21 protein-coding genes, 1 other RNA gene and 2 pseudogenes are annotated in these 18833 nt (G+C 40.0%); 7 read left to right on the top strand and 17 right to left on the bottom strand.

Annotated elements, in window-relative coordinates; translation table 11 throughout:
- Nucleotides 1–31: 31 nt before the first annotated feature.
- Together recN and bamE are read left to right on the top strand one after the other, a co-directional pair.
- Nucleotides 32–1696, top strand: a complete 1665-nt coding sequence (gene recN / locus ACQEXP_RS14615; protein ID WP_426970650.1) for a DNA repair protein RecN — start codon at nt 32–34, stop codon at nt 1694–1696.
- A 175-nt stretch (nt 1697–1871) separates the two neighbouring features.
- Entirely contained in the window at nt 1872–2231 is a 360-nt protein-coding gene (bamE, locus tag ACQEXP_RS14610) for an outer membrane protein assembly factor BamE (RefSeq protein WP_138971746.1), read from the top strand.
- 176 nt (nt 2232–2407) lie between these two features.
- Here bamE and ACQEXP_RS14605 read toward each other — a convergent pair whose 3' ends face one another.
- Nucleotides 2408–2761 (bottom strand): RnfH family protein, encoded by a 354-nt coding sequence (locus ACQEXP_RS14605; protein ID WP_269378161.1) that lies wholly within the window; start codon nt 2759–2761, stop codon nt 2408–2410.
- Nucleotides 2751–3194, bottom strand: a complete 444-nt coding sequence (locus tag ACQEXP_RS14600; RefSeq protein ID WP_269378160.1) for an SRPBCC family protein — start codon at nt 3192–3194, stop codon at nt 2751–2753. Before ACQEXP_RS14600 ends, ACQEXP_RS14605 begins: the two co-directional genes overlap by 11 nt.
- A gap of 118 nt (nt 3195–3312) precedes the next feature.
- On the opposite strand from ACQEXP_RS14600, the gene smpB reads away from it, so the two are divergent.
- The 5 genes from smpB (at nt 3313) to ACQEXP_RS14575 (ending at nt 7021) form a co-directional block, all read left to right on the top strand.
- The gene (gene smpB, locus ACQEXP_RS14595) at nt 3313–3798 is read left to right on the top strand and encodes an SsrA-binding protein SmpB (protein ID WP_269378159.1); all 486 of its coding nucleotides are present in this window, start codon (nt 3313–3315) and stop codon (nt 3796–3798) included.
- A gap of 66 nt (nt 3799–3864) precedes the next feature.
- Nucleotides 3865–4231, top strand: a transfer-messenger RNA (tmRNA) gene (ssrA, locus tag ACQEXP_RS14590).
- 96 nt (nt 4232–4327) lie between these two features.
- A complete protein-coding gene (locus ACQEXP_RS14585; RefSeq protein WP_426970647.1) occupies nt 4328–4858 on the top strand; it encodes a DUF6538 domain-containing protein in 531 nt (176 codons plus the stop codon).
- Nucleotides 4859–5000: 142 nt separating this feature from the next.
- Nucleotides 5001–5618 carry a site-specific integrase gene (locus ACQEXP_RS14580; protein ID WP_426970645.1) on the top strand — a complete coding sequence of 206 codons (618 nt, stop codon included), beginning with the start codon at nt 5001–5003 and terminating at the stop codon, nt 5616–5618.
- Between the two features lie 278 nt (nt 5619–5896).
- A complete protein-coding gene (locus tag ACQEXP_RS14575; RefSeq protein ID WP_426970643.1) occupies nt 5897–7021 on the top strand; it encodes a site-specific integrase in 1125 nt (374 codons plus the stop codon).
- Between the two features lie 177 nt (nt 7022–7198).
- On the opposite strand, the gene ACQEXP_RS14570 is transcribed toward ACQEXP_RS14575, so the two are convergent.
- From ACQEXP_RS14570 to ACQEXP_RS14500, 15 genes and pseudogenes are all read right to left on the bottom strand, one after another.
- Nucleotides 7199–8089, bottom strand: coding sequence for a hypothetical protein (locus tag ACQEXP_RS14570; protein ID WP_426970642.1), 891 nt, complete (start codon nt 8087–8089; stop codon nt 7199–7201).
- A complete protein-coding gene (locus ACQEXP_RS14565; RefSeq protein ID WP_426970640.1) occupies nt 8089–9771 on the bottom strand; it encodes an AAA family ATPase in 1683 nt (560 codons plus the stop codon). The genes ACQEXP_RS14570 and ACQEXP_RS14565 overlap by 1 nt, the downstream gene beginning before the upstream one ends.
- Before the next feature lie 109 nt (nt 9772–9880).
- Nucleotides 9881–10858, bottom strand: coding sequence for an RES family NAD+ phosphorylase (locus tag ACQEXP_RS14560; RefSeq protein WP_426970638.1), 978 nt, complete (start codon nt 10856–10858; stop codon nt 9881–9883).
- 58 nt (nt 10859–10916) lie between these two features.
- Nucleotides 10917–11822 (bottom strand): sce7725 family protein, encoded by a 906-nt coding sequence (locus tag ACQEXP_RS14555; RefSeq protein ID WP_426970637.1) that lies wholly within the window; start codon nt 11820–11822, stop codon nt 10917–10919.
- Nucleotides 11783–12667 (bottom strand): sce7726 family protein, encoded by an 885-nt coding sequence (locus tag ACQEXP_RS14550; protein ID WP_426970635.1) that lies wholly within the window; start codon nt 12665–12667, stop codon nt 11783–11785. The genes ACQEXP_RS14555 and ACQEXP_RS14550 overlap by 40 nt, the downstream gene beginning before the upstream one ends.
- 467 nt (nt 12668–13134) lie before the next feature.
- A protein-coding gene (locus tag ACQEXP_RS14545; RefSeq protein WP_426970633.1) for an IS3 family transposase occupies nt 13135–14291 on the bottom strand; the annotation gives its coding sequence in 2 pieces (ribosomal slippage) (nt 13135–14054 and nt 14054–14291; 1158 coding nt in all).
- A 41-nt stretch (nt 14292–14332) separates the two neighbouring features.
- Nucleotides 14333–14548: a DUF7683 domain-containing protein gene (locus ACQEXP_RS14540; protein WP_426970631.1), complete on the bottom strand. Its 216-nt coding sequence runs from the start codon at nt 14546–14548 to the stop codon at nt 14333–14335.
- Between the two features lie 90 nt (nt 14549–14638).
- A complete protein-coding gene (locus tag ACQEXP_RS14535) occupies nt 14639–14896 on the bottom strand; it encodes a bacteriocin immunity protein (protein ID WP_269378432.1) in 258 nt (85 codons plus the stop codon).
- A 53-nt stretch (nt 14897–14949) separates the two neighbouring features.
- Nucleotides 14950–15105: pseudogene (locus ACQEXP_RS14530) on the bottom strand (hypothetical protein); the annotation flags it as partial.
- Nucleotides 15106–15160: 55 nt separating this feature from the next.
- On the bottom strand, nt 15161–15547 hold the full coding sequence (locus ACQEXP_RS14525; protein ID WP_426970629.1) for a hypothetical protein: 387 nt from the start codon (nt 15545–15547) through the stop codon (nt 15161–15163).
- A gap of 871 nt (nt 15548–16418) precedes the next feature.
- Nucleotides 16419–16817: pseudogene (locus ACQEXP_RS14520) on the bottom strand (S-type pyocin domain-containing protein); the annotation flags it as partial.
- A 60-nt stretch (nt 16818–16877) separates the two neighbouring features.
- The gene (locus ACQEXP_RS14515; RefSeq protein ID WP_426970627.1) at nt 16878–17132 is read right to left on the bottom strand and encodes a bacteriocin immunity protein; all 255 of its coding nucleotides are present in this window, start codon (nt 17130–17132) and stop codon (nt 16878–16880) included.
- Complete coding sequence (locus ACQEXP_RS14510) at nt 17129–17320, bottom strand: hypothetical protein (protein WP_426970625.1); 192 nt, start codon at nt 17318–17320, stop codon at nt 17129–17131. The genes ACQEXP_RS14515 and ACQEXP_RS14510 overlap by 4 nt, the downstream gene beginning before the upstream one ends.
- Before the next feature lie 22 nt (nt 17321–17342).
- Entirely contained in the window at nt 17343–17600 is a 258-nt protein-coding gene (locus ACQEXP_RS14505; protein WP_426970624.1) for a bacteriocin immunity protein, read from the bottom strand.
- Nucleotides 17601–18833: S-type pyocin domain-containing protein (locus ACQEXP_RS14500; RefSeq protein WP_426970622.1), on the bottom strand; the 1233-nt coding region annotated here is incomplete at its 5' end.

Below are 18833 nucleotides of genomic sequence, written 5' to 3'. Positions count from 1 at the left end.
ACAGTATTGTTCATTTAAACAGGTACATAAAATGCTGGCTCATCTAAGTGTTAATAATTTCGCAATTGTTAAGTCTCTACAGCTAGAGCTATCCAAAGGAATGACAACCATCACTGGCGAAACGGGCGCAGGTAAGTCCATCGCTATAGATGCTCTCGGGTTATGTTTAGGGGGGCGCGCTGAAGCCGGCATGGTACGTCAGGGAGAAGAGAAAACAGAAGTCAGTGCTGCTTTCTCCCTAGAGAACAATATCAACGCAACTCGCTGGTTGGAAGACAATGATCTTCTCGACGGTAGCGACTGCATTTTACGCCGTATTATTAGTAAAGAAGGTCGTTCGCGTGCGTTCATCAATGGCAGCCCAGTTCCTCTTTCGCAACTCAAATCTTTGGGCCAGTTATTGATCAACATCCATGGTCAACATGCACACCATCAATTGATGAAGAGCGAGTATCAGATGGCAATGCTTGATCAGTATGCAGGTCACACTGCGCTACTGAAAAGCACACGCAATGCATACCAAGCATGGCGACAAGCCGACAACAATCTCAAACAACTAAAAGAGAACAGCGCCACTAACCTAGCGCAAAAACAGCTCTTGGAATACCAAATCAAAGAGCTAAACGAACTCTCTCTTGGCGAGGATGAATATGAACAGCTCGAACAAGAACACAAACGCCTATCCAACAGCGGCGAGCTTGCCTCAACCTGTCAGCAAGCTATCGAACTTATTTACGAAGGTGAAGAAGTTAACGCGCTTGGTATTTTGCAATCAGCCAATCACTCCCTAATCCAACTCGCGGAACTGGACGAAAAACTGGCTGAGCTACCAAATATGATTGCAGAAGCGATAATTCAGCTAGAAGAAGCGAACAGTGAGCTGCGAAACTACCTCGATTGTATTGATGTCGACCCTGCACGTATGGCTTACGTTGAAGAACGTTTTTCTAAAGTTATGTCGATGGCTCGCAAACATCATGTATTGCCCGAAGAACTGTTCGCTCACCATCAAGACCTTCTAGCGCAGATTGAAGCATTAGATTGTTCTGATGAGCGTCTAGAAGAGCTTGAGCAAGAAGTTAGCGATAAATACCAGTCATTTTTAATCTCTTCAGAGAAGTTAAATAAATCGCGTAACCGTTATGCTAAAGAGCTAAACAAACTGATCACGGCTAGCATGCATGAACTTAGTATGGAAAAAGCCCAGTTCCAGATTGAAGTCAGCAGCGAAGGAACTCACCCATCGCCACTGGGTATGGACAGTGTTTGTTTTGTTGTATCAACGAACCCAGGTCAGCCAATGCAACCTATCGCCAAAGTTGCTTCAGGTGGCGAACTGTCACGAATTTCTTTGGCTATTCAGGTCATCACCGCACAAAAGGTGGATACACCAAGCCTTATCTTTGATGAAGTAGACGTTGGCATCAGCGGACCAACCGCTGCGGTTGTTGGTAAAATGCTGCGTAAACTGGGTGAATCAACCCAAGTGCTATGTGTTACCCACTTACCTCAAGTCGCAGGTTGTGGTCATCAGCAGCTATTTGTGGCTAAACAAACCAAAGCAGGTAAAACAGAAACTCAAATGCGCCGCCTAGATGATGAACAACGCGTTACCGAACTAGCTCGACTACTTGGAGGAAGTGAAATTACTGACTCTACACTCGCCAATGCCAAAGAACTCTTGATCGCTGCATAACCCCTCCTCTAAAGAGCCAGATTTATCTTTTTTGATAAATTTTGGCTCTAGTTTGCAACCAAATTCAAAAATCATGGTCTGAAACAATTCAAAATGCTCACAGCTTTTTACTTTGGCGCTTAGCTTGTTTATTATCGGCTGAGTTTAAATTTTATCTGTTACAAGAATTTTAAGTATGCAATTTAAAAAGTGGCTTATCGCTGTACCACTCGCTATGACAATGCTGACAGGCTGCTCCCTTCTCGAAAAGCTGGTATACCGTATTGATATCAACCAAGGTAACTATGTTGAGCAAAGTGCAGTCGAACAGTTGAAGTTTGGAATGACCAAAGAACAAGTACGCTACGTTATGGGCTCACCAATGCTAGTCGAGAACGGCTACCCAGACACATGGTATTACATCTACCACCACACCGAAGGTCATAACGACTCAGTACAAAAAAATCTCATCGTCAATTTCAATGACAACGGTCAGTTGGTCGACGTTGCTGGTGACTTTCCTGCGAGCTCAGACTTCTTCGAAAGCATCAACTAGCAAAAAGCAGGAAAATTTTGAAGGGTTGGCAGTCAGTGCCAACCCTTTTTGTTTTTGGGGAGTCGTTTAAGAACGCATTGGCTCTCACAGTAGAAAACTGGAGAGTTGGAATATCAACTTTTCTAGAAAACGCGTCCCGCTGAAAGCGACTTGCCGCAGGACGACGTTCGTTTTCCCTAATCCTCTTTCCTTAGCGGATTTTTCTTACCGCCAGTAACAGGGTCAGCACTTCCAGCCGCTTTCGCCTGTTCAGCTCTTTTACGACGAATCTCTTTTGGATCAGCGAGTAGCGGGCGATAAATCTCAATACGATCTTTATCCTGAACAGTTGAGTCCAACTTAACGTTGCGACTAAACACCCCGACCTTGTTCTTGCTTAAGTCGATTTCTGGGTACAGCTCAAGCACACCTGACTGCACGATGATCTCTTCTACTGTCATCGCTTCTTTAACCACCAGCGTGAATATACGCTGTTCATGAGGTAGTGCGTATACCACCTCAACATGAATCATGTCTGACTCAATACTCATAAGCTACGTAAACCTGTTTTGCGCGCTTGGTAAATGCATTAACCATATTGTTGGTCAGCTCGTTAAACACCTTACCAAAGGCCATTTCAATCATCTTGCTTGAAAACTCAAATTCCAGCTTCAATTCAACTTTGCACGCTTTTTCATCTAAAGGGGTAAAAAACCAGCCGCCTTTCAGCGTTTTAAATGGCCCATCAACCAAATTCATGATGATAGCCTCACCCTTAACTAACTCGTTAGAAGTCGTGAACGTTTTACTAATCCCTGCTTTTGCAACATCAACAGAAGCGACCATCGCGTCTGAGCTCGATTCAATCACACGTGAACCCGAGCACCCTGGTAAAAATTCTGGGTAACTCGCCACATCATTCACCAGATCGAACATCTGTTCTGCACTAAATGATACCAACGCAGAACGGCTGACTTGCTTCATATTGACTCCTCATAACATCCGCCTGAACCTCAAGCATGGTGCAATTTTACTTTTATTTGCACTAAGCGCAAATAAAGGGATTTCCTAAGTCAAATCCTAGCCGTATAATGCACCCATTATGGTAAAGAAAAAATCCAAACAAAAAGCGGGTAGCAATACCATCGCTGTCAACAAGAAAGCTCGCCACGAATATTTTATCGACGATGAAATAGAAGCAGGTATGGAGCTTCAAGGCTGGGAAGTTAAGTCACTTCGTCAGGGCAAAACTAACATCGCAGAAAGCTACGTGTTTATGCGCGATGGTGAAGCCTTTGTTAGTGGCATGACTATTACTCCGTTAAACCAAGCATCTACTCACGTGGTGGCTAACCCTACTCGCGTTCGTAAACTGCTGCTTAGTCGTCGTGAACTCGACAACCTAATGGGTCGTATCAACCGCGAAGGTATGACTCTGGCTGCACTCTCACTCTATTGGTCACGTTCTTGGGTCAAGATGAAGATTGGTGTCGCCAAAGGTAAGAAACTGCACGACAAACGTGATGATCTTAAAGAAAAAGATTGGGCACGCGAAAAAGCGCGCGTAATGAAGAGCTCACTGCGCTAATATTGAGCACTTAAACGCACAAGTCTAGACAGGTAACACTTTTCTGGTACTATGCGAAGAACACTTGGGGCTGATTTAGGATTCGACAGGAATTTTGCAGTCTGAGGTGCATGCCGTGGGGCGGTTGGCCACGTAAAAAGCCGCAAAAAAATAGTCGCAAACGACGAAAACTACGCACTAGCAGCTTAATACCCTGCTCAGAGCTCTCTCGCCCTAGCTTCCGCACGTAAGACGGGGACCAACGAGGGATCAAACCCAAACGCGCTAGCCCGGATTCTCCCGCCTGAGAGATGAACGGCGAATTATAATTCAGGATAGTCACTTACTGGCGTGTCGGTTCGCAGGTACTTGGTGAATTTAAAGATCGACTAAGCATGTAGTACCAATGATGAATGGTTTTTGGACGCGGGTTCAACTCCCGCCAGCTCCACCAAACGTTTGGAAAGGGCGGTAACTCTTTGAGTTATCGCCCTTTTTGTATTTTAACAATCAATATCTGAGCTGTTTGTACTAAAAATTGGTACTAAACATGCGATATTTGACCTTATCAAAATCAGGTAACTGGTATTTCCGATATCAGCTTCCTCGCCAACAACGTCCTCTATTTGAAAACAGATCTGAAATAAAAAGATCGCTTAAGACATCTTGTAAGCACGAAGCTAAGCTTTTAGCCCTTGAGTTAGAGCTATCCATTAGAAAGAAAGTGATGGGCCAGCTCTCACGGAATGAACTTTGGTCAGTGTCAAAGTCACCAGCCATAGAAAAGAAAGCGACAAAGCCCGATACATGCCCATTTTCAATACTCGAAAAGTTTTACCTATATAAGCTAGACCACGTCTCCCTAAAAACCGCAGATAGCCTAAAGGCTCAGTGCACCACGATTTTAAGTCTCATAAATAAATCGAATTTGAAAAGCATACGAAGAGCTGAAGCTGAGGCTGTTAAACAGGCTTTAAGACTCTACCCTACAAATGTCCGAAAGCACCGTGAGTTCCGAGGGCTAACAGCTCGCGAAGCAATCAATATTAACAAACGTATAGGGAAAGCCAACTTTAAGTAACGAAAGTGTCAAAGATTACATTCAGAAAGCGTCATCATTTTTCGAGTGGTGCTTAGCGAATGAGTTCACAGACATTAACCCTTTTAAAGGAATCAAGTTTAGAAAGACGAATAAAGACTCTGAAGCAAAGAGTGCTTACTCATTGACTCAACTAAAGACAGTTTTTGAGCACTGTATATTCACGGAAACTCAACCTTTACACCCTCACTATTATTGGCTGCCTTTACTAGCAAAACTCACTGGTGCTCGGCTTAACGAGCTATGTCAGCTATATGCAGATGATATCGTGCGTATCAACGACATATGGTGTATTTCCATTGCTGCAGACAAACAAGACCAGAAGCTAAAAAATGCAGAAAGTAAACGGCTAGTCCCAATACATAATCGTCTGATTAATTTAGGCTTTCTCGAATTTGTAAAAGAAAGAAACAATGGGAGACTTTTTTCAGAACTCCGGCTGGGAAGAGATGGGTATGGCTCAGCCCCTTCTAAATGGTATGGGCGGTTCAAGACACAGCTTGGATTTGAAAGAGGGCATGACTTTCACTCCTTTAGGCATACAGTAGCGACAGAGCTTAAGAACGCACTTGTCGACCATAAAGTTGCATCCTCTCTACTAGGGCACTCTCTCAATAATATTACCTATGATCGCTATGGTAAGGGTTACAACATCGAAATACTTGCCCAAGCAATAAATGCACTAGATGTTTCAGCTTTAAACAAGGTCCTCCCCTATCATCGCTTGAACATCAAAGGTTAAGAATTAGACTTAATTCACATTATTTAAACTAGATTAAAGGAATTTTAAGACTCTGCTGCTTGTAAAAAATAGTTCAATTGAGGTGTGTAAAGATAGACGCTCCCTAAGCTACTAGAAATACCCTGCTATATCGGGGTATTAGTATCAGAGAAGGTTTATCTCATCTGTATGTACATTAGTGCCCAGAAACAGCCTCAAAAGCAATTTCACACGAATTTGAACCTGCCTAAAACGCAGATTAGTATCCATTTCATCATTGAAATAACTTGGAAGATGTTGTGAAAAGTTTAGATATTGAGGCTAGAAACCGCCAAGAGGCACCCAAAATACCCGATCTAACTCCGCCAAAACCCAAAAGTGCAAAAAAGCGTAAAGATAAGACTAGCTATGAGATAAATGACTTATATAGAAAGTCACGACTAGCATTCGGTAAGACCAAAAAGAAGATGATAGACCAAGATCATAAGATTGTTTCACGCATCTTAGACCTTATTGGCTTCACTGATTTAGAAGAAATTGATAGAGTATCTGCTGAGCAAGTAAGGGATGCTCTGGCCTACTTCCCAAAAAACGCGAATAAATATGATGAATTTCGCTCACTTAAAGGCTACGAGATCATTCATAAAAATATGGCCTTATCTATCCCAAAACCGGCCATTTCAAATAGAACGATTAAAGGCAGTATTGAAAAGTTTTCAACTTTTATGAACTGGGCCAAAGTACATGGTTACGTGACCGAAAATGCTTTTTATAAGTTGCCTACTTTTCCACCTAGCCATGAAGATCAACGTTACGCTTTGGAAGACGAACACCTTAAACGAGTATTTAGCATGGAGGATTACACCAAGCACAAGTATGTGCATCCTTATTACTACTGGATCCCCCTATTGCTGAGGTATACAGGAGCTCGTCTAAATGAACTATGCCAGCTATCCAGTAGTGATATTGCTATTGTAGATGATGTTCCATGCATACTTATCAGAGATAATGGTGAAGATAAAAGTACAAAGAACTCGTCTTCAAACCGTACAGTTCCGATTCATAGCGATCTGATTAACAAGGGCTTTTTAAACTTTGTTGTCTCTTGTCGTAATAAAAAGTTGTTTGAAGAGCTTCCTCTTGTTAATGGCTACTATTCACATAATGTCTCTAAATGGTTTGCTAGGAGAAGAGCAAAAATTGGGCTTGGTAAGGGATATGATGCTCATTCATTTAGACATACATTCATTAACGAGCTTAAACAGTTACAAACACCAAAAGAGATTATAGAAGCACTTGTAGGACATGAGCATAATTCCCTGTCTCTCGATTTATATGGAAAACAGTATAATACCAAATTACTTGCTCCTATAATCGAAAAAATCAGCTCGTCTCACGCCAGTTCTATAAAGAACTACACCTAAAAACTTCCTGTCGACGGTCTTGGAGTATGCTGTACATACTCCAAGAAGTAATTATCCTCAACATACATTATTGAACTATTAACCACCGTCCTCATTTTACAACCAGCAATTATAAGACCATAATTTTACAGCCATATATATCTAATCAACCCCAAAAAAATAAAATCAATATACGATCTAGATATCCATTCTAACCAATGATTTTTTGGGGAAACTAGTAGTGGTTTTTACTTCAGGGCGGAGACTATGCAAATACTCCATTGCTTTATCATTCGATTTAATGCCAATATATAAAGCTGTCTTCCAGTTCTTATGTATATCTGAAGCAACCCTCTCATTAATTGTAGCCTCAAGAGATTTATTAAGATCGAAATACTTACTTCTGAGTAGATTTTCCCAATGCTTGACCTCAGAATGACAATAGGAAACAACTCTTGACTTAATTTTCAAGGCTTTAAAGTGAGATGATATTCTTGAGCATATGTATTTATTTTTACGAAGATTTTCAGGTAAAGTAATATAGATATCAAAATCGAACATATTACTAGAATCATCAAACTCAACATCAATAACAAAGTTAACTTCTGATAAAGATTTATAATACATAGGATGCAAAAACATTGCGTCCTTGTTATCCTTACAATAATAGTCATCACCTTTTATGGGAGCACAATTTCTACATTGAGGCACTAGATTATTGAGAAGTATTGAAAATTCTGGCCAATCATTCTTAGGTAGAAAATGATCTAAAGTATCTGGTGAGAATGGATATCCACAAAAGGGACACTCTAGTAAACCATGATGATGTCTTCTTTTGTCAAGATAATTAGAAATACAAACAGGTGTCGGACTATAAAAGTTAACTAGAAATTTCTTTTCTTTCTTTAAAGTAAGCTTTTCTGGCTCAATACGCCCTCTAGATATAAATCCATTATAATTATCATAAGCTATAGTAATTCTATCCTTTACCTTTTTTACTTCTTCTATTCCGTCCTTTTTAGACTCATTAAGCACTAAAGAAAGAATCTGATTTCCATTATTTTTCCTTAGATACGCTAAATACTTCATTAACGACCTCTAATCTCAATTTCTTCATCATCTGACTTACTAGATAAAGCATAAACTATTGCCTCATCACCTAAGTATTTAGAGTATTTAGAAAGAAAATCATCGACATTACTATTTGACTTTAACTTGTCTATTTCATTCTGGAATGGTTTAGGATAGTAATAATCATCAAATGCCTCTCCAATAATAACCTCTAGAGTTTCACCATACGTTTGCATGTTAGGGCGTGAGAAGGTTGTATTACCTTTAGGTTTTCTCCTAAGTATAGCAATACCGTCTTTTGATACTTCACGAGCTAATAAAGAAGAGTGTGTTGCAATCACAGCGTAAGACTTTGTACGGGTAAGAAGGCTCTTTAGCATATTAATTATACCCACTTCTAAAGTTGGATGAAGGTATAATTCAGGCTCATCAAGTATAAGAAGACTTTCTTCTTCAATTTCTGCAACAATCGCCGGAATCATATAAGAAAATATTTCTTGCCCGGAACTAAGGTTTAAAGGTTCATCATCTTTTAGAAATATTAGACCCTCTTCTCTTAAAAAAAACTTCTCATGCGAACGATACCCTAGAGCATTTTCTTCTTTAAACTTGAAATAATATTCATTCTCTTTGTCATGGCATTTAACAGCAATATCATCAAAATTAATAGAAAGAGACAATGTTTCTAGAAGTATCTTAAATCGACTTTTTCTATCATTTAGCCAATAATCATCCCAGTCTAACTCCATTATATTAATAATGGAACTTATACTTACATGTTTTGGCCAGTTAAGGTCAAAGATCCCTTCGTTATTTTTGAATCCTATATATGAGTATTTATTAACAGAAAGATTACGACGCTCAGTATAATCATCATCGTCGTTTTCTGCTACACCTTTACTTTCATCGATTTTATCCAACAATTCATTTCTTGTTAAAAAATTCTCGAAAGGAGAGTACGCCGAAACAATTAGCTTGTGAAAAAATGGAAGCTGTTCATTACTATCCTTCAAACCAGATACTAGGTCCGACAGTGTGCTTAAAACTTGTGTTTTCCCTGAGCCATTTTCACCAATAATCAAATTAATATTAGTTCTACCAATATCTTTTGAGTTATTGAAGTCAAATTCGACTGGCTCGATATTATAATCATTGGACTTAATAGAAAAACAGACTCTATCCTTTCTAGAATAGGTACCAACAGCTATCGAATACCCCTTGTGCAATATGCTTTGTACCGTAGGACCTTCTCTCATTATTGTCGATTCATATCCTTCAAACAAAGAATATTTGTCTATATTTTGATAATTAAAGCTTGCATCTTTTAACTTATTTAAAATATATTCTATTCTACCACGATGTCCGCCTAAGCTAGTTCTTAGCTTTTTATAATAGTCAATTTTAATACCAATTGACACACCGGAAATACTATCAAGAGTGGAAGTAATATCAATTATATCACCCCCTCCTTCCTCACTTCGAGATAGTAAAGCTTCACGTGTATTCATCTCGCCATCTATTAAAAACCTGAGTGTGCCTATTTTATACTTTTGTCCAGCACCAACATAATAAAGATTAAATTTAACAATAAAATCATAGTCATTCCAAGGAACGGTAAAGCTCGTACCAATATGATCTTGAAGCAAATGAAAACCATTATATTCACCTATATCAAGACTATTTGACAAGTACACTTTCATATCTATAAAACTCCTATAGATGCATAATTTTAAAATAAGACACGACATTCAATAACAACTATTTTAGATCATTGAAAATCATCAATTATAGTGTTTACTAATGAAATGCCTATTTGACCTTAACATCTACTGAACAAACTGTTTTTACAGTTGGATTAGCTATATATACCTTCTCATCAGAAAAAAGAACAATATTTTTTCCATCCCCATATGAACTATTAAAAATCAAACCATCATAGACTTTGATAGTTCTCAAAAACTCACAAATAAACTGCGTGGGGATATAGTCTAAATGGGATTTTTCTGGCAATACAGGTACAGAAAGCTCCATCGCAAACTCTTCAAGTAGGTGGAGGCACTTCAGGACAGAGTTAATTTCACTTTCTTCGAATTTCAGTAGAGCTACTCGGTGCTTAGGGTTAGTGAGGTCTATTAACTTTAAGTCACTTTTAGCTATTACTTTTGATAAATAAATTGTCGCCCCATTACTCGGCCTAATCTCACGAAAACAAGTTGCTTCATCTTCCGATAGATACAAGTAAGGAATCCCAACAGGGTTGGCACGACCTGCCGTTGCAAGTTCTTTAGGAGGGGATCCCATATCATCTGCAGACAAAGGTGTTCCAGATATACGAGCTCTGTAAAACTCTGAGCCTTTGTGCTTATCTCGTGATAGAGAATCTACTGCATTCAAAAACGCAAGAGCTTCAGGGGAAGGATGATTTTCCCCACTAGTAAAAATCTGACCGTAAAGTGAACTCTTAGGGAAAAAACGATTCTCGTTGATCAGATGTTTTTTAAATTCTCCCCACTGCTCTTTATACTCCAAAAGAGATTCAACGAGTTCATAGCTTTTAGCAGTTAAACTCTCACCCAATATTGAGTCTAGCAACTCAATTGGTTTGTTAACTCGCTCTGATACTATCTTAAGCTCATCACAATAAACTTTAGATAAGTGTGCTCCCGTATCTGCTTCATGGACACAGCTTAATGCCAATTCAAATAACCCGTTTAACATATTGGGTTGAATGACTGAAACTTGTTCGGCATTGCAAAAGTAGCAATCTCCGAACTGAGCTTCTCTCACAATAAGTTCTTTTACTGCGACGTCACTAAAACACTCGGAACAACAATAACGCTGCACGTTATTCACCTTCAAGGTAAGTGCAAACAGTTTCTACATGATGTTTAATGGAGAGCTTTTTAACCTGACCTAGCCCCGGAAAGTGCTCATTGGCATGTAGCTTTTTATACTCTTCAATAGCAGATGATTCATAAAAAATCCCACCTTCATAATCCGCTATTAACTTATTTAAAGCTTCGATGAACTTACCAGCAGGGTTAGTAGGAGTACCATCGTCTTCAGACGAGTAATGTCTCACAAATATGCTATCAAATCGATCGTAGTCAATATATGACAAATGGATAGTGACAACATACGCAGGGCCACCTGATTCAGAATATTCACTTCCTATGACCGTATAGTCACTAAAGCCAATCACATTATGAGGAGGAGAAAACTTAAGAGCCTTGTGAGGAGAGGGAAAAGAAGATTCTTTACCATAGTCAGCATTTCGCTTCTGTTTCTTGAATGAATCTCGAAGCAAAACAACTTTTTCTAACGCGGCTGTCGCAACAAGCGCATCGCCCTCATCAACAATCGTTAGTTCAGCATCTCTAGCCAGTTCAAGTGCGTCATGATCAATGCCATCACAAATCTGCACAACAAACTTTCCAGTAACAAGACGAATAAGTTTACGAGCTTGCTCAATGTCACCATTTCTAACAACAATACAAGGAAGGTAATTTTTTCCACTTAACTCTTGAAGCAAGCTAGAAGATGATTCTGTTAAATCTCCAACCGTTGGGTTGATCACTATGATTGGTGTGATCTCTGCTTTATCTAGTTGTTCTAGCGTTCTGAAAAGAGGGGTTAGGTTATCTCTAACTGGCTCAATGATAGGTTTAAAAACATTGCTCGATACAATCTGAGCAAGTTCTCGAACAGCTATCAATTCAAATTGTTTTCCTCTGAGGTAGGGTAAGTACATATAAGCTCCTTGTTAGCACCAAATATTTGCTTTAGAGCCTCAGCTTGAACACTTGAAAATTGATAACTGATAGCTGCATTAATCAAATAATCAGGTAACGCATTGATTAAATTAGCATCATTTAAACGCTTTTCCTTCAACACTTCAATGAAACAAGTTGCAATGTTTGACGAATCTATAGTTTTTAACAAGGAAGTGCAGGTACTCATCAATCGGCTGTTAGGAACATTAGGTGTTTCTCCTACTGTTTTTCTCACCAGCTCTATGTACTCTTCTTTGCGTAGAGATTTAATAAGCACATCTATGTCTATTGGCTTTTCTCTTGGAGTTGCAGGACGTTTCTCACTTAAGAAACTTTTTTGGGTAAGCTCAAGCACCCCTACTCGCTCATCGGTATTGGCCAGAACATTACTTAAGTTTTTGCCGGAGCATACAACAAAAACTTCATCAAATAACTTGAGGTAGTCGTTCAACTGTTCATCTAATCGACTTAGATTATCGTACTCAGTTTTTATCTCGTAGCATGTTGTTTTTCCATTAACAATTACACAGTCGGCTTTGCTTTTTCCAACCCTAAACTCCGACAACATAGTAGCTGTATTAAGTGAGTGTTTACCAAGCAACCTCCTCTTTGCGATAATGTTCTTGAAGTAGTACTCAGAACGATACTCTTTGCTCAGTCGACAATAAACGTTCTCATAAATGGAAAGAATATCCATCTGACTGACATCGCCTCCCAAAAAGTCAGAGCCTACACGTTCAACAAATGATAGGTCTCCATCCGCAAGTGCAGATAACCTATTACTATTAAACAGCTTAGCGGCTTCTCGAGCGCTTAAAGACATTGATGTTAGCTCCAATGGGAAAGTTTCGGGGGTTAATATACTCATTTAATACGATAGCTCAATCACTTTGTATTTTTGCAAGTTGTCACCCATGTATGTGTAGTTAGTCTCGATTTCAAGATTAAATAGCCCGAAAATTGAATGAACTAAGTACGTCTAGGTAAAGTAAGGGACTTAACGCCAAATAGCATTACTTACGAGAGAACCGACACTTAAACAAAAAATGCAACTCTATTTAGAGTTGCATTTGGGTCGCCTAGCACCTGCAATGACTATAGATGAAACGGTTCAAGACTTTTCTCAATCTTACTAGCAATAACAGTAGCGATTTCTCTCGCTTTTTGATGCTTTAATGACATCAGAAGATCTATGTTTTCCAGCGTGGGGACCGTTTTGTCCAGTTGCTCTACTGAGCTATCCGAACTATCCAAAATAGACATGCTGTATGTGCACCTATTGAATCGCCACTACTTCTGTAGACGACTTTTAGCCTCATTAAAATACTGACGTTCATACTCTAACGGTGATAGCCCATCATTGGAACTATGCTGTCGTTTCGGGTTGTAAAACATATCTATATAATTAAACACATCCATCTTTGCGTCGTCTCTGGTCGCATAGATTTTTCGCTTAATTCGTTCACGTTTCAGCAGTTGAAAGAAACTCTCTGCTACTGCGTTATCATGGCAGTTGCCTCGACGGCTCATGCTACCCTCCAAACCATGAGCGCTTAGAAACTCACTCCAATCATGGCTCGTGTATTGGCTGCCTTGATCTGAATGAACCAATACTTTGCCAGCAGGTTTACGACGCCATACCGCCATTAGTAAAGCATCTAACGCAAGCTCTTTGGTGATACGACTGCCCATTGACCAACCAATTATTCGTCGTGAGAACAAGTCCATTACAGCGCCAAGATAGAGCCAGCCTTCATGCGTTTTGATGTACGTAATATCCGTTACCCAAGCCATGTTGGGCGCTAATGGATCGAATTGCCGTTCTAAACGATTTGGCGTAACAACGTGTTGTTCACCACTAGGAGCTCTCGGTTTTCGATAGCCAACTTGCGCTCGCAGTCCTGCTCGCTGCATCAGGCGATGCACACGATTAATACCGCATTGCTCGCCAAGATCACGCAGATCTCGATGGAGTTTGCGGTATCCATAGACGCCACCAGACTCAAGCCAACATTGTTTGAGTTGGCCTGTAAGTCGTTCATTGTCACGTTGTCTCTTCGACTTTGCGCAGCTCCTCCACGCGTAATACCCGCTCGGATGAACATCAAACAACTGACACAGATGTCGCACAGAGTGACCGTGATGATGTTCTTGGATAAAGGCGTATCTTACTCGGGGTGGCTTGCGAAGTACGCCGCGGCTTTTTTTAACAGGTCACGTTCTTCAGTAACACGCTTAAGCTCTTTTTGTAATCGTCGAATTTCTGCGGACTCAGCAGACTGCTGAAGGTGTTCCTCAGCGTCAGGACCATAGCGCTTAATCCAGGCGTAAAGACTGTGTGTGGTGGTACCTAAACGCTGAGCAACATCAGCAACAGAATGGCCGGCAACAGTGACTTGTTTCACTGCTTCGATTTTGAATTGTTCAGGGTAACGTTTATGGCTCATGGACACCTCTTTTTTAGCTAGTTTATCTAACTAAAAGGCGTCTAGGAAATCAGTGGCGATTCACCAATTATTGTCTCAATTGCCTTAACTTGATCGATCGAGATATCAAATCCACCAGCACCAACTAATAGAAACCGGAGATCATCGTCACTTAAATCTAGTACTTTTGAGACCTGATCAACATATGAACTTTGCACTTTGATTTCCGATATCAAAAGCTCACTTTTTTTGTCAAACGCTTCAACTAAAACTTTCATTACTTTTCTACCTTTCGTGAAGGTTCTGCATCCTTCGTCTGTTTCCCTGTGAACCGCCACGGTTCTCCTTCCCCCCCCCCTTTCGAATCATTACATTGAGTCTTTAAAACACGGCTTTCCTTGTTCTTTGAACCAACGTTTTAACTCTCCAATAATTGCCTCTGATGAATCTTCTATTCCTAACATAGTTGGATGTGTGATTAGCTCACTTCCATTTGGATGATCTATTTTTTCGTTAAAAAAACCAACAAGCTCTTCCAATTCTTTGTCTCCGAAATCAATGTCTTCTGATTTAACTAGAAGAGCTAAGAATTCTGATTCGGTGTATTCCTGTAAACTATTTTTCATTTAAGTAAATCCTTATATGGATTTTGACTGTATTTATTCTTAAATTGTCAATGTTATAACTTCTCCACCATGTTGAATTTTTCTACATGATGTATTTCATAACGTTTTCGAGCGCCCTTATGAAATTGACGTGCTGAAATGGGGGTTTTTCCTATAGTTATTTGGCTTTTATTCCGTTTATCAAATTGCTCAAATAACTCTGGACTATTGGCGACTTCTTTCTATATGACATTTTGTAAATCCATATGCAGCTTCAGTGAATGATTAACCTATATTCTCCAGCCATTTCACCAATAGAGTAAAGCATGGAGTGATAAAGAAGATCCATATGCCAATACAATTAACCCACATAAACAGTCTGAATTTTTTAGATTTAGTGGTCACTCTGTGTCTGATAAATGGGTAAGCAAGCCAGTAACCCATCAATCGAGTGCCAATTGCGTAGGACATTTGATAGTTCCATTTCATATATCCTTGTTCGTCGTAATATTTATCTAAATCCTTGGCTAACTGCTTATCAATAAATACAATTTTTTCAATATCACCTAATGAAACCATAGAGAGCATAATTACACCAGGGATAGACCAAAGAACTAAATATCCACCAAAAGTCATACCTAAAATAATTGCAATAATCTCATACCAACTCATAGTAACTCTTCTTCAATATATTCAGATAGTTCAATGATTACGGGCATATACTCCTTTTTTGATAATGTACCCTTTCAATATCATCAGACCCTACTCTATACACTACTTGTGTAGAAACCCCTCTCTCATCTGTATACTCATCCATTGCGCCGACTCTCCCAAGAACAGGGATATTTTTCTCAGGCCGTTCATTTGACGGTAAACCAAGAACATTTCTTACCTGAAAACGGTTTGCTACCAAATAAAGCTCATCCTCATAAAAAGCTGAGTTAGTCACAACAACAGTAGTTAGCTCATAAGTTTGGCGATCAAACCTAAACTCGATACCAGATGAGCGAACACATATGTAAAATGCATCACTATTAGAGTTCAATACTTCTGGAAAATTACCACTAATCAAAGCTAAAAAGTTCGCCTGTTTGAGTAATTCATTGTATTTTTTTCCGAGAAATTTTTTGTACGCACTCATTTTATGCCAACCATTTTTAATATTAATTTCATGTATTTGAGTTCTGGCCTTTTCTATATCTTCATCACTATAGCCTTCATTGTTCAAACACTCTTTAATAGCGTCAAAATTAGAGTCAACCGCCGACTTTATATCCATTGCATCAATTTTCTGCTTATCTGCCTGATTTCTACCACCGTATGTTTCACTACACTTTCGATGAACCTCCTGAGGTATAGCAATTGCAGCAGTATTAATTAACGTACGTTCTTCCTCTTTAGTAAGAGCTTGCCCCTGCAATGCACTGTCTGTTGCTCTTCTTAAAGCAGCCTGAGATGGAATATGGTCAATATCCATACCATCTTTTTTACTTCTAGGCGCTAGATCACCGTAAGTTCCTAATTCCAATGGCTTTACCTTAGGTTTATTGAAAACTAAATACAGAGGAGGCATCCGCGCATCCGCAGGGAAGGTCACAATATATTCGGCTAAATCGTCCTCAGGGTAGAGAACCGTGCCAATTTCTTGTTCATGCTCTTCAATTGGGCGAACCCAGATATTGTGAACATCCAGTTGGTCATTCTCAGGGAAGACGGTATCAGGTGTGAGTACATCCGTTGAGCCGTCAGGTGTCCACGTAATAGTGATACCGTTATCCAACTCAGCAATAAAGTGTTGACCTTGCTGCACAGCCTCACGTTTCGCCACACGATCACCGTATGCGCTTCCTTCTCCCGTTTTTATACCAACGATTTGTTGCTTGCCATTTTTATCGCTGTACATATTGAAACGGGCACGCATCGTAGTGGTGTCACTCTTAGCAAGCTAAGAGTTGCCATCGAGCGCCAATTTGAAGGTATATGTTATCTGTTAAAAAACGACTTAACTCTTAAAGCAAGGTAAGCCCTGCGACAAACGCCATTCTTTGACAATTCTAACAATATTCTCTGGTGTTCCATCTTCCGGGTTCTCAGGGTAATAAATCAGGTCTGAACCATCAGGATGCTGAGTGATCACTTCAAAATGGTCAACTAGCTCATCAAGAGCTTTCTCACTTGGCGCGTCAGCTTTAGTTATTTTCTTCAATAAATCTAAAAATTCAACTTCGGTGTAATCTACTATTGTATTTTTACTCATTTGAGCCCCTTATGGATATCAATATGGTGCCTTGGTGTAACAACTCCTATATTATCAACATGATAAACTTTACCACCATGTTGTATTTCTTCTTTATGATGCAATTCAAAAGACTTGCGCCCTCCAATTGAGTCGTTAAAACACGGCCTTCCTTGTTCTTTGTACCAACGTTTCAATTCTTCAATCACTGCTTCTGGTGAATCTTCTCTGTCATCTATGTTGGTCTTTGAAGCATTGTTGCCCTTTTTGGGTATACCAACGTTTTAACTCAGCAATCATTGCCTCTGGAGTATCCTCTATCCCAACCATTTTAGGGTGAGTTAACAACGCAGAACCTTCAGGATGCTCAGTAGTGTCTAAAAAACTAACTAGCTCTTCAACTTCTTGATCCGTTGCAACTCCATTATGAGTGTTCTGAATGAGTTGAAGAAACTCTCTTTCAGCATAATCAATCAACTTACTTTTCAACTATTTATCTCCCTTTCTATGTATTTCGCCCCAGTGTAGTCGTGGCGTTACTACACCTAGGTTGTCAATATTATAAACCTCTCCGCCATGTTGAATCTCCTTCTTATGGTGTAGTGCATAGCGGTCAAGTTTTCCCCATTTATGTTTTGGTATGACAAATGGTGCATTTCCTTTTAGGATCTCGTTTTGATTAGTTTTAGAAAACTGTTCCAATAAATCAGGATAATTGGATACCTCTTTCCATATAGCAGTTTGTAAATCAGCAAACCTATTAAACTCTTTTCCTCTTAGCGCATCCGCAATTTTTGTTGGAATATACTGCCCTTGACCGGCATTCGCAGCTTCCCCAAGCCAATAACCATCGACCCACTCAACGTCTTTACCTGTACCAGTTACAACCCCAGATTCATCACGCGCCGTTTTTTGGAATACTAGGTAAAGTGGAGACAACCCCGCATCCGCAGGGAAAGTCACAATATATTCGACTAGATCGTCCTCAGGGTAGAGAACCGTGCCAATTTCTTGTTCATGCTCTTCAATTGGGCGAACCCAGATATTGTGAACATCCAGTTGGTCATTCTCAGGGAAGACGGTATCAGGTGTGAGTACATCCGTTGAGCCGTCAGGTGTCCACGTAATAGTGATACCGTTATCCAACTCAGCAATAAAGTGTTGACCTTGCTGCACAGCCTCACGTTTCGCCACACGATCACCGTATGCGCTTCCTTCACCCGTTTTGATACCAACGATTTGTTGCTTGCCATTTTTATCGGTGTACATATTGAAGCGAACACGCATCGTAACTGTGTCACCCGTGGCAAGCTCAGAGTTGCCATCTATCGTTCCATCGCCAAGCTGAGAAGGCCACAAAGCAGCAACTAAACCGCCACCGACGCGGGCAAAGCTGCTGAGTGCCTCACCTGTGATACTCCATTGCCCTAGCGTAGAAGTGGTGTTGGTACTGATAATCCCAAGGTTAGAACTGGTCGTACTCGCTGGCAACGCTAAAAATGCCAGTTTGCCATAATCGGTTGCCTTCGATTCGGTAGACACTATTTTCAGATTTACGACGGGTATGTCTTTTTCAATCAACTCTGGACGGTTGATCGATGCGATTGAGGTATCAACTAAACATCGCTCTGTGTAGTTATAGAAAGTGTTTAAAGGTTGATTAAATCGCTTTGGGCTCTCCGGTGGTATCTCGTAAACAGGCTCTTTTTGAATGCTTCGCGG

It is taken from the genome of Vibrio sp. TRT 1302 (assembly GCF_050113875.1).
Lineage (GTDB): Bacteria > Pseudomonadota > Gammaproteobacteria > Enterobacterales > Vibrionaceae > Vibrio.
The sequence above is the reverse complement of the archived record's forward strand: the minus strand, read 5'-3'. Positions and strand labels throughout refer to the sequence as shown.

Coding starts and splice junctions, on each gene's coding strand:
- ACQEXP_RS14515 (WP_426970627.1), bottom strand. CDS start 17,132: ATGAGTAAAAATACAATAGTAGATTACACCGAAGTTGAATTTTTAGAT.
- ACQEXP_RS14535 (WP_269378432.1), bottom strand. CDS start 14,896: ATGAAAAATAGTTTACAGGAATACACCGAATCAGAATTCTTAGCTCTT.
- ACQEXP_RS14585 (WP_426970647.1), top strand. CDS start 4,328: ATGCGATATTTGACCTTATCAAAATCAGGTAACTGGTATTTCCGATAT.
- ACQEXP_RS14555 (WP_426970637.1), bottom strand. CDS start 11,822: ATGTACTTACCCTACCTCAGAGGAAAACAATTTGAATTGATAGCTGTT.
- ACQEXP_RS14570 (WP_426970642.1), bottom strand. CDS start 8,089: ATGAAGTATTTAGCGTATCTAAGGAAAAATAATGGAAATCAGATTCTT.
- ACQEXP_RS14550 (WP_426970635.1), bottom strand. CDS start 12,667: ATGTCTTTAAGCGCTCGAGAAGCCGCTAAGCTGTTTAATAGTAATAGG.
- bamE (WP_138971746.1), top strand. CDS start 1,872: ATGCAATTTAAAAAGTGGCTTATCGCTGTACCACTCGCTATGACAATG.
- smpB (WP_269378159.1), top strand. CDS start 3,313: ATGGTAAAGAAAAAATCCAAACAAAAAGCGGGTAGCAATACCATCGCT.
- ACQEXP_RS14540 (WP_426970631.1), bottom strand. CDS start 14,548: ATGAAAGTTTTAGTTGAAGCGTTTGACAAAAAAAGTGAGCTTTTGATA.
- ACQEXP_RS14600 (WP_269378160.1), bottom strand. CDS start 3,194: ATGAAGCAAGTCAGCCGTTCTGCGTTGGTATCATTTAGTGCAGAACAG.
- ACQEXP_RS14565 (WP_426970640.1), bottom strand. CDS start 9,771: ATGAAAGTGTACTTGTCAAATAGTCTTGATATAGGTGAATATAATGGT.
- ACQEXP_RS14525 (WP_426970629.1), bottom strand. CDS start 15,547: ATGAGTTGGTATGAGATTATTGCAATTATTTTAGGTATGACTTTTGGT.
- recN (WP_426970650.1), top strand. CDS start 32: ATGCTGGCTCATCTAAGTGTTAATAATTTCGCAATTGTTAAGTCTCTA.
- ACQEXP_RS14605 (WP_269378161.1), bottom strand. CDS start 2,761: ATGAGTATTGAGTCAGACATGATTCATGTTGAGGTGGTATACGCACTA.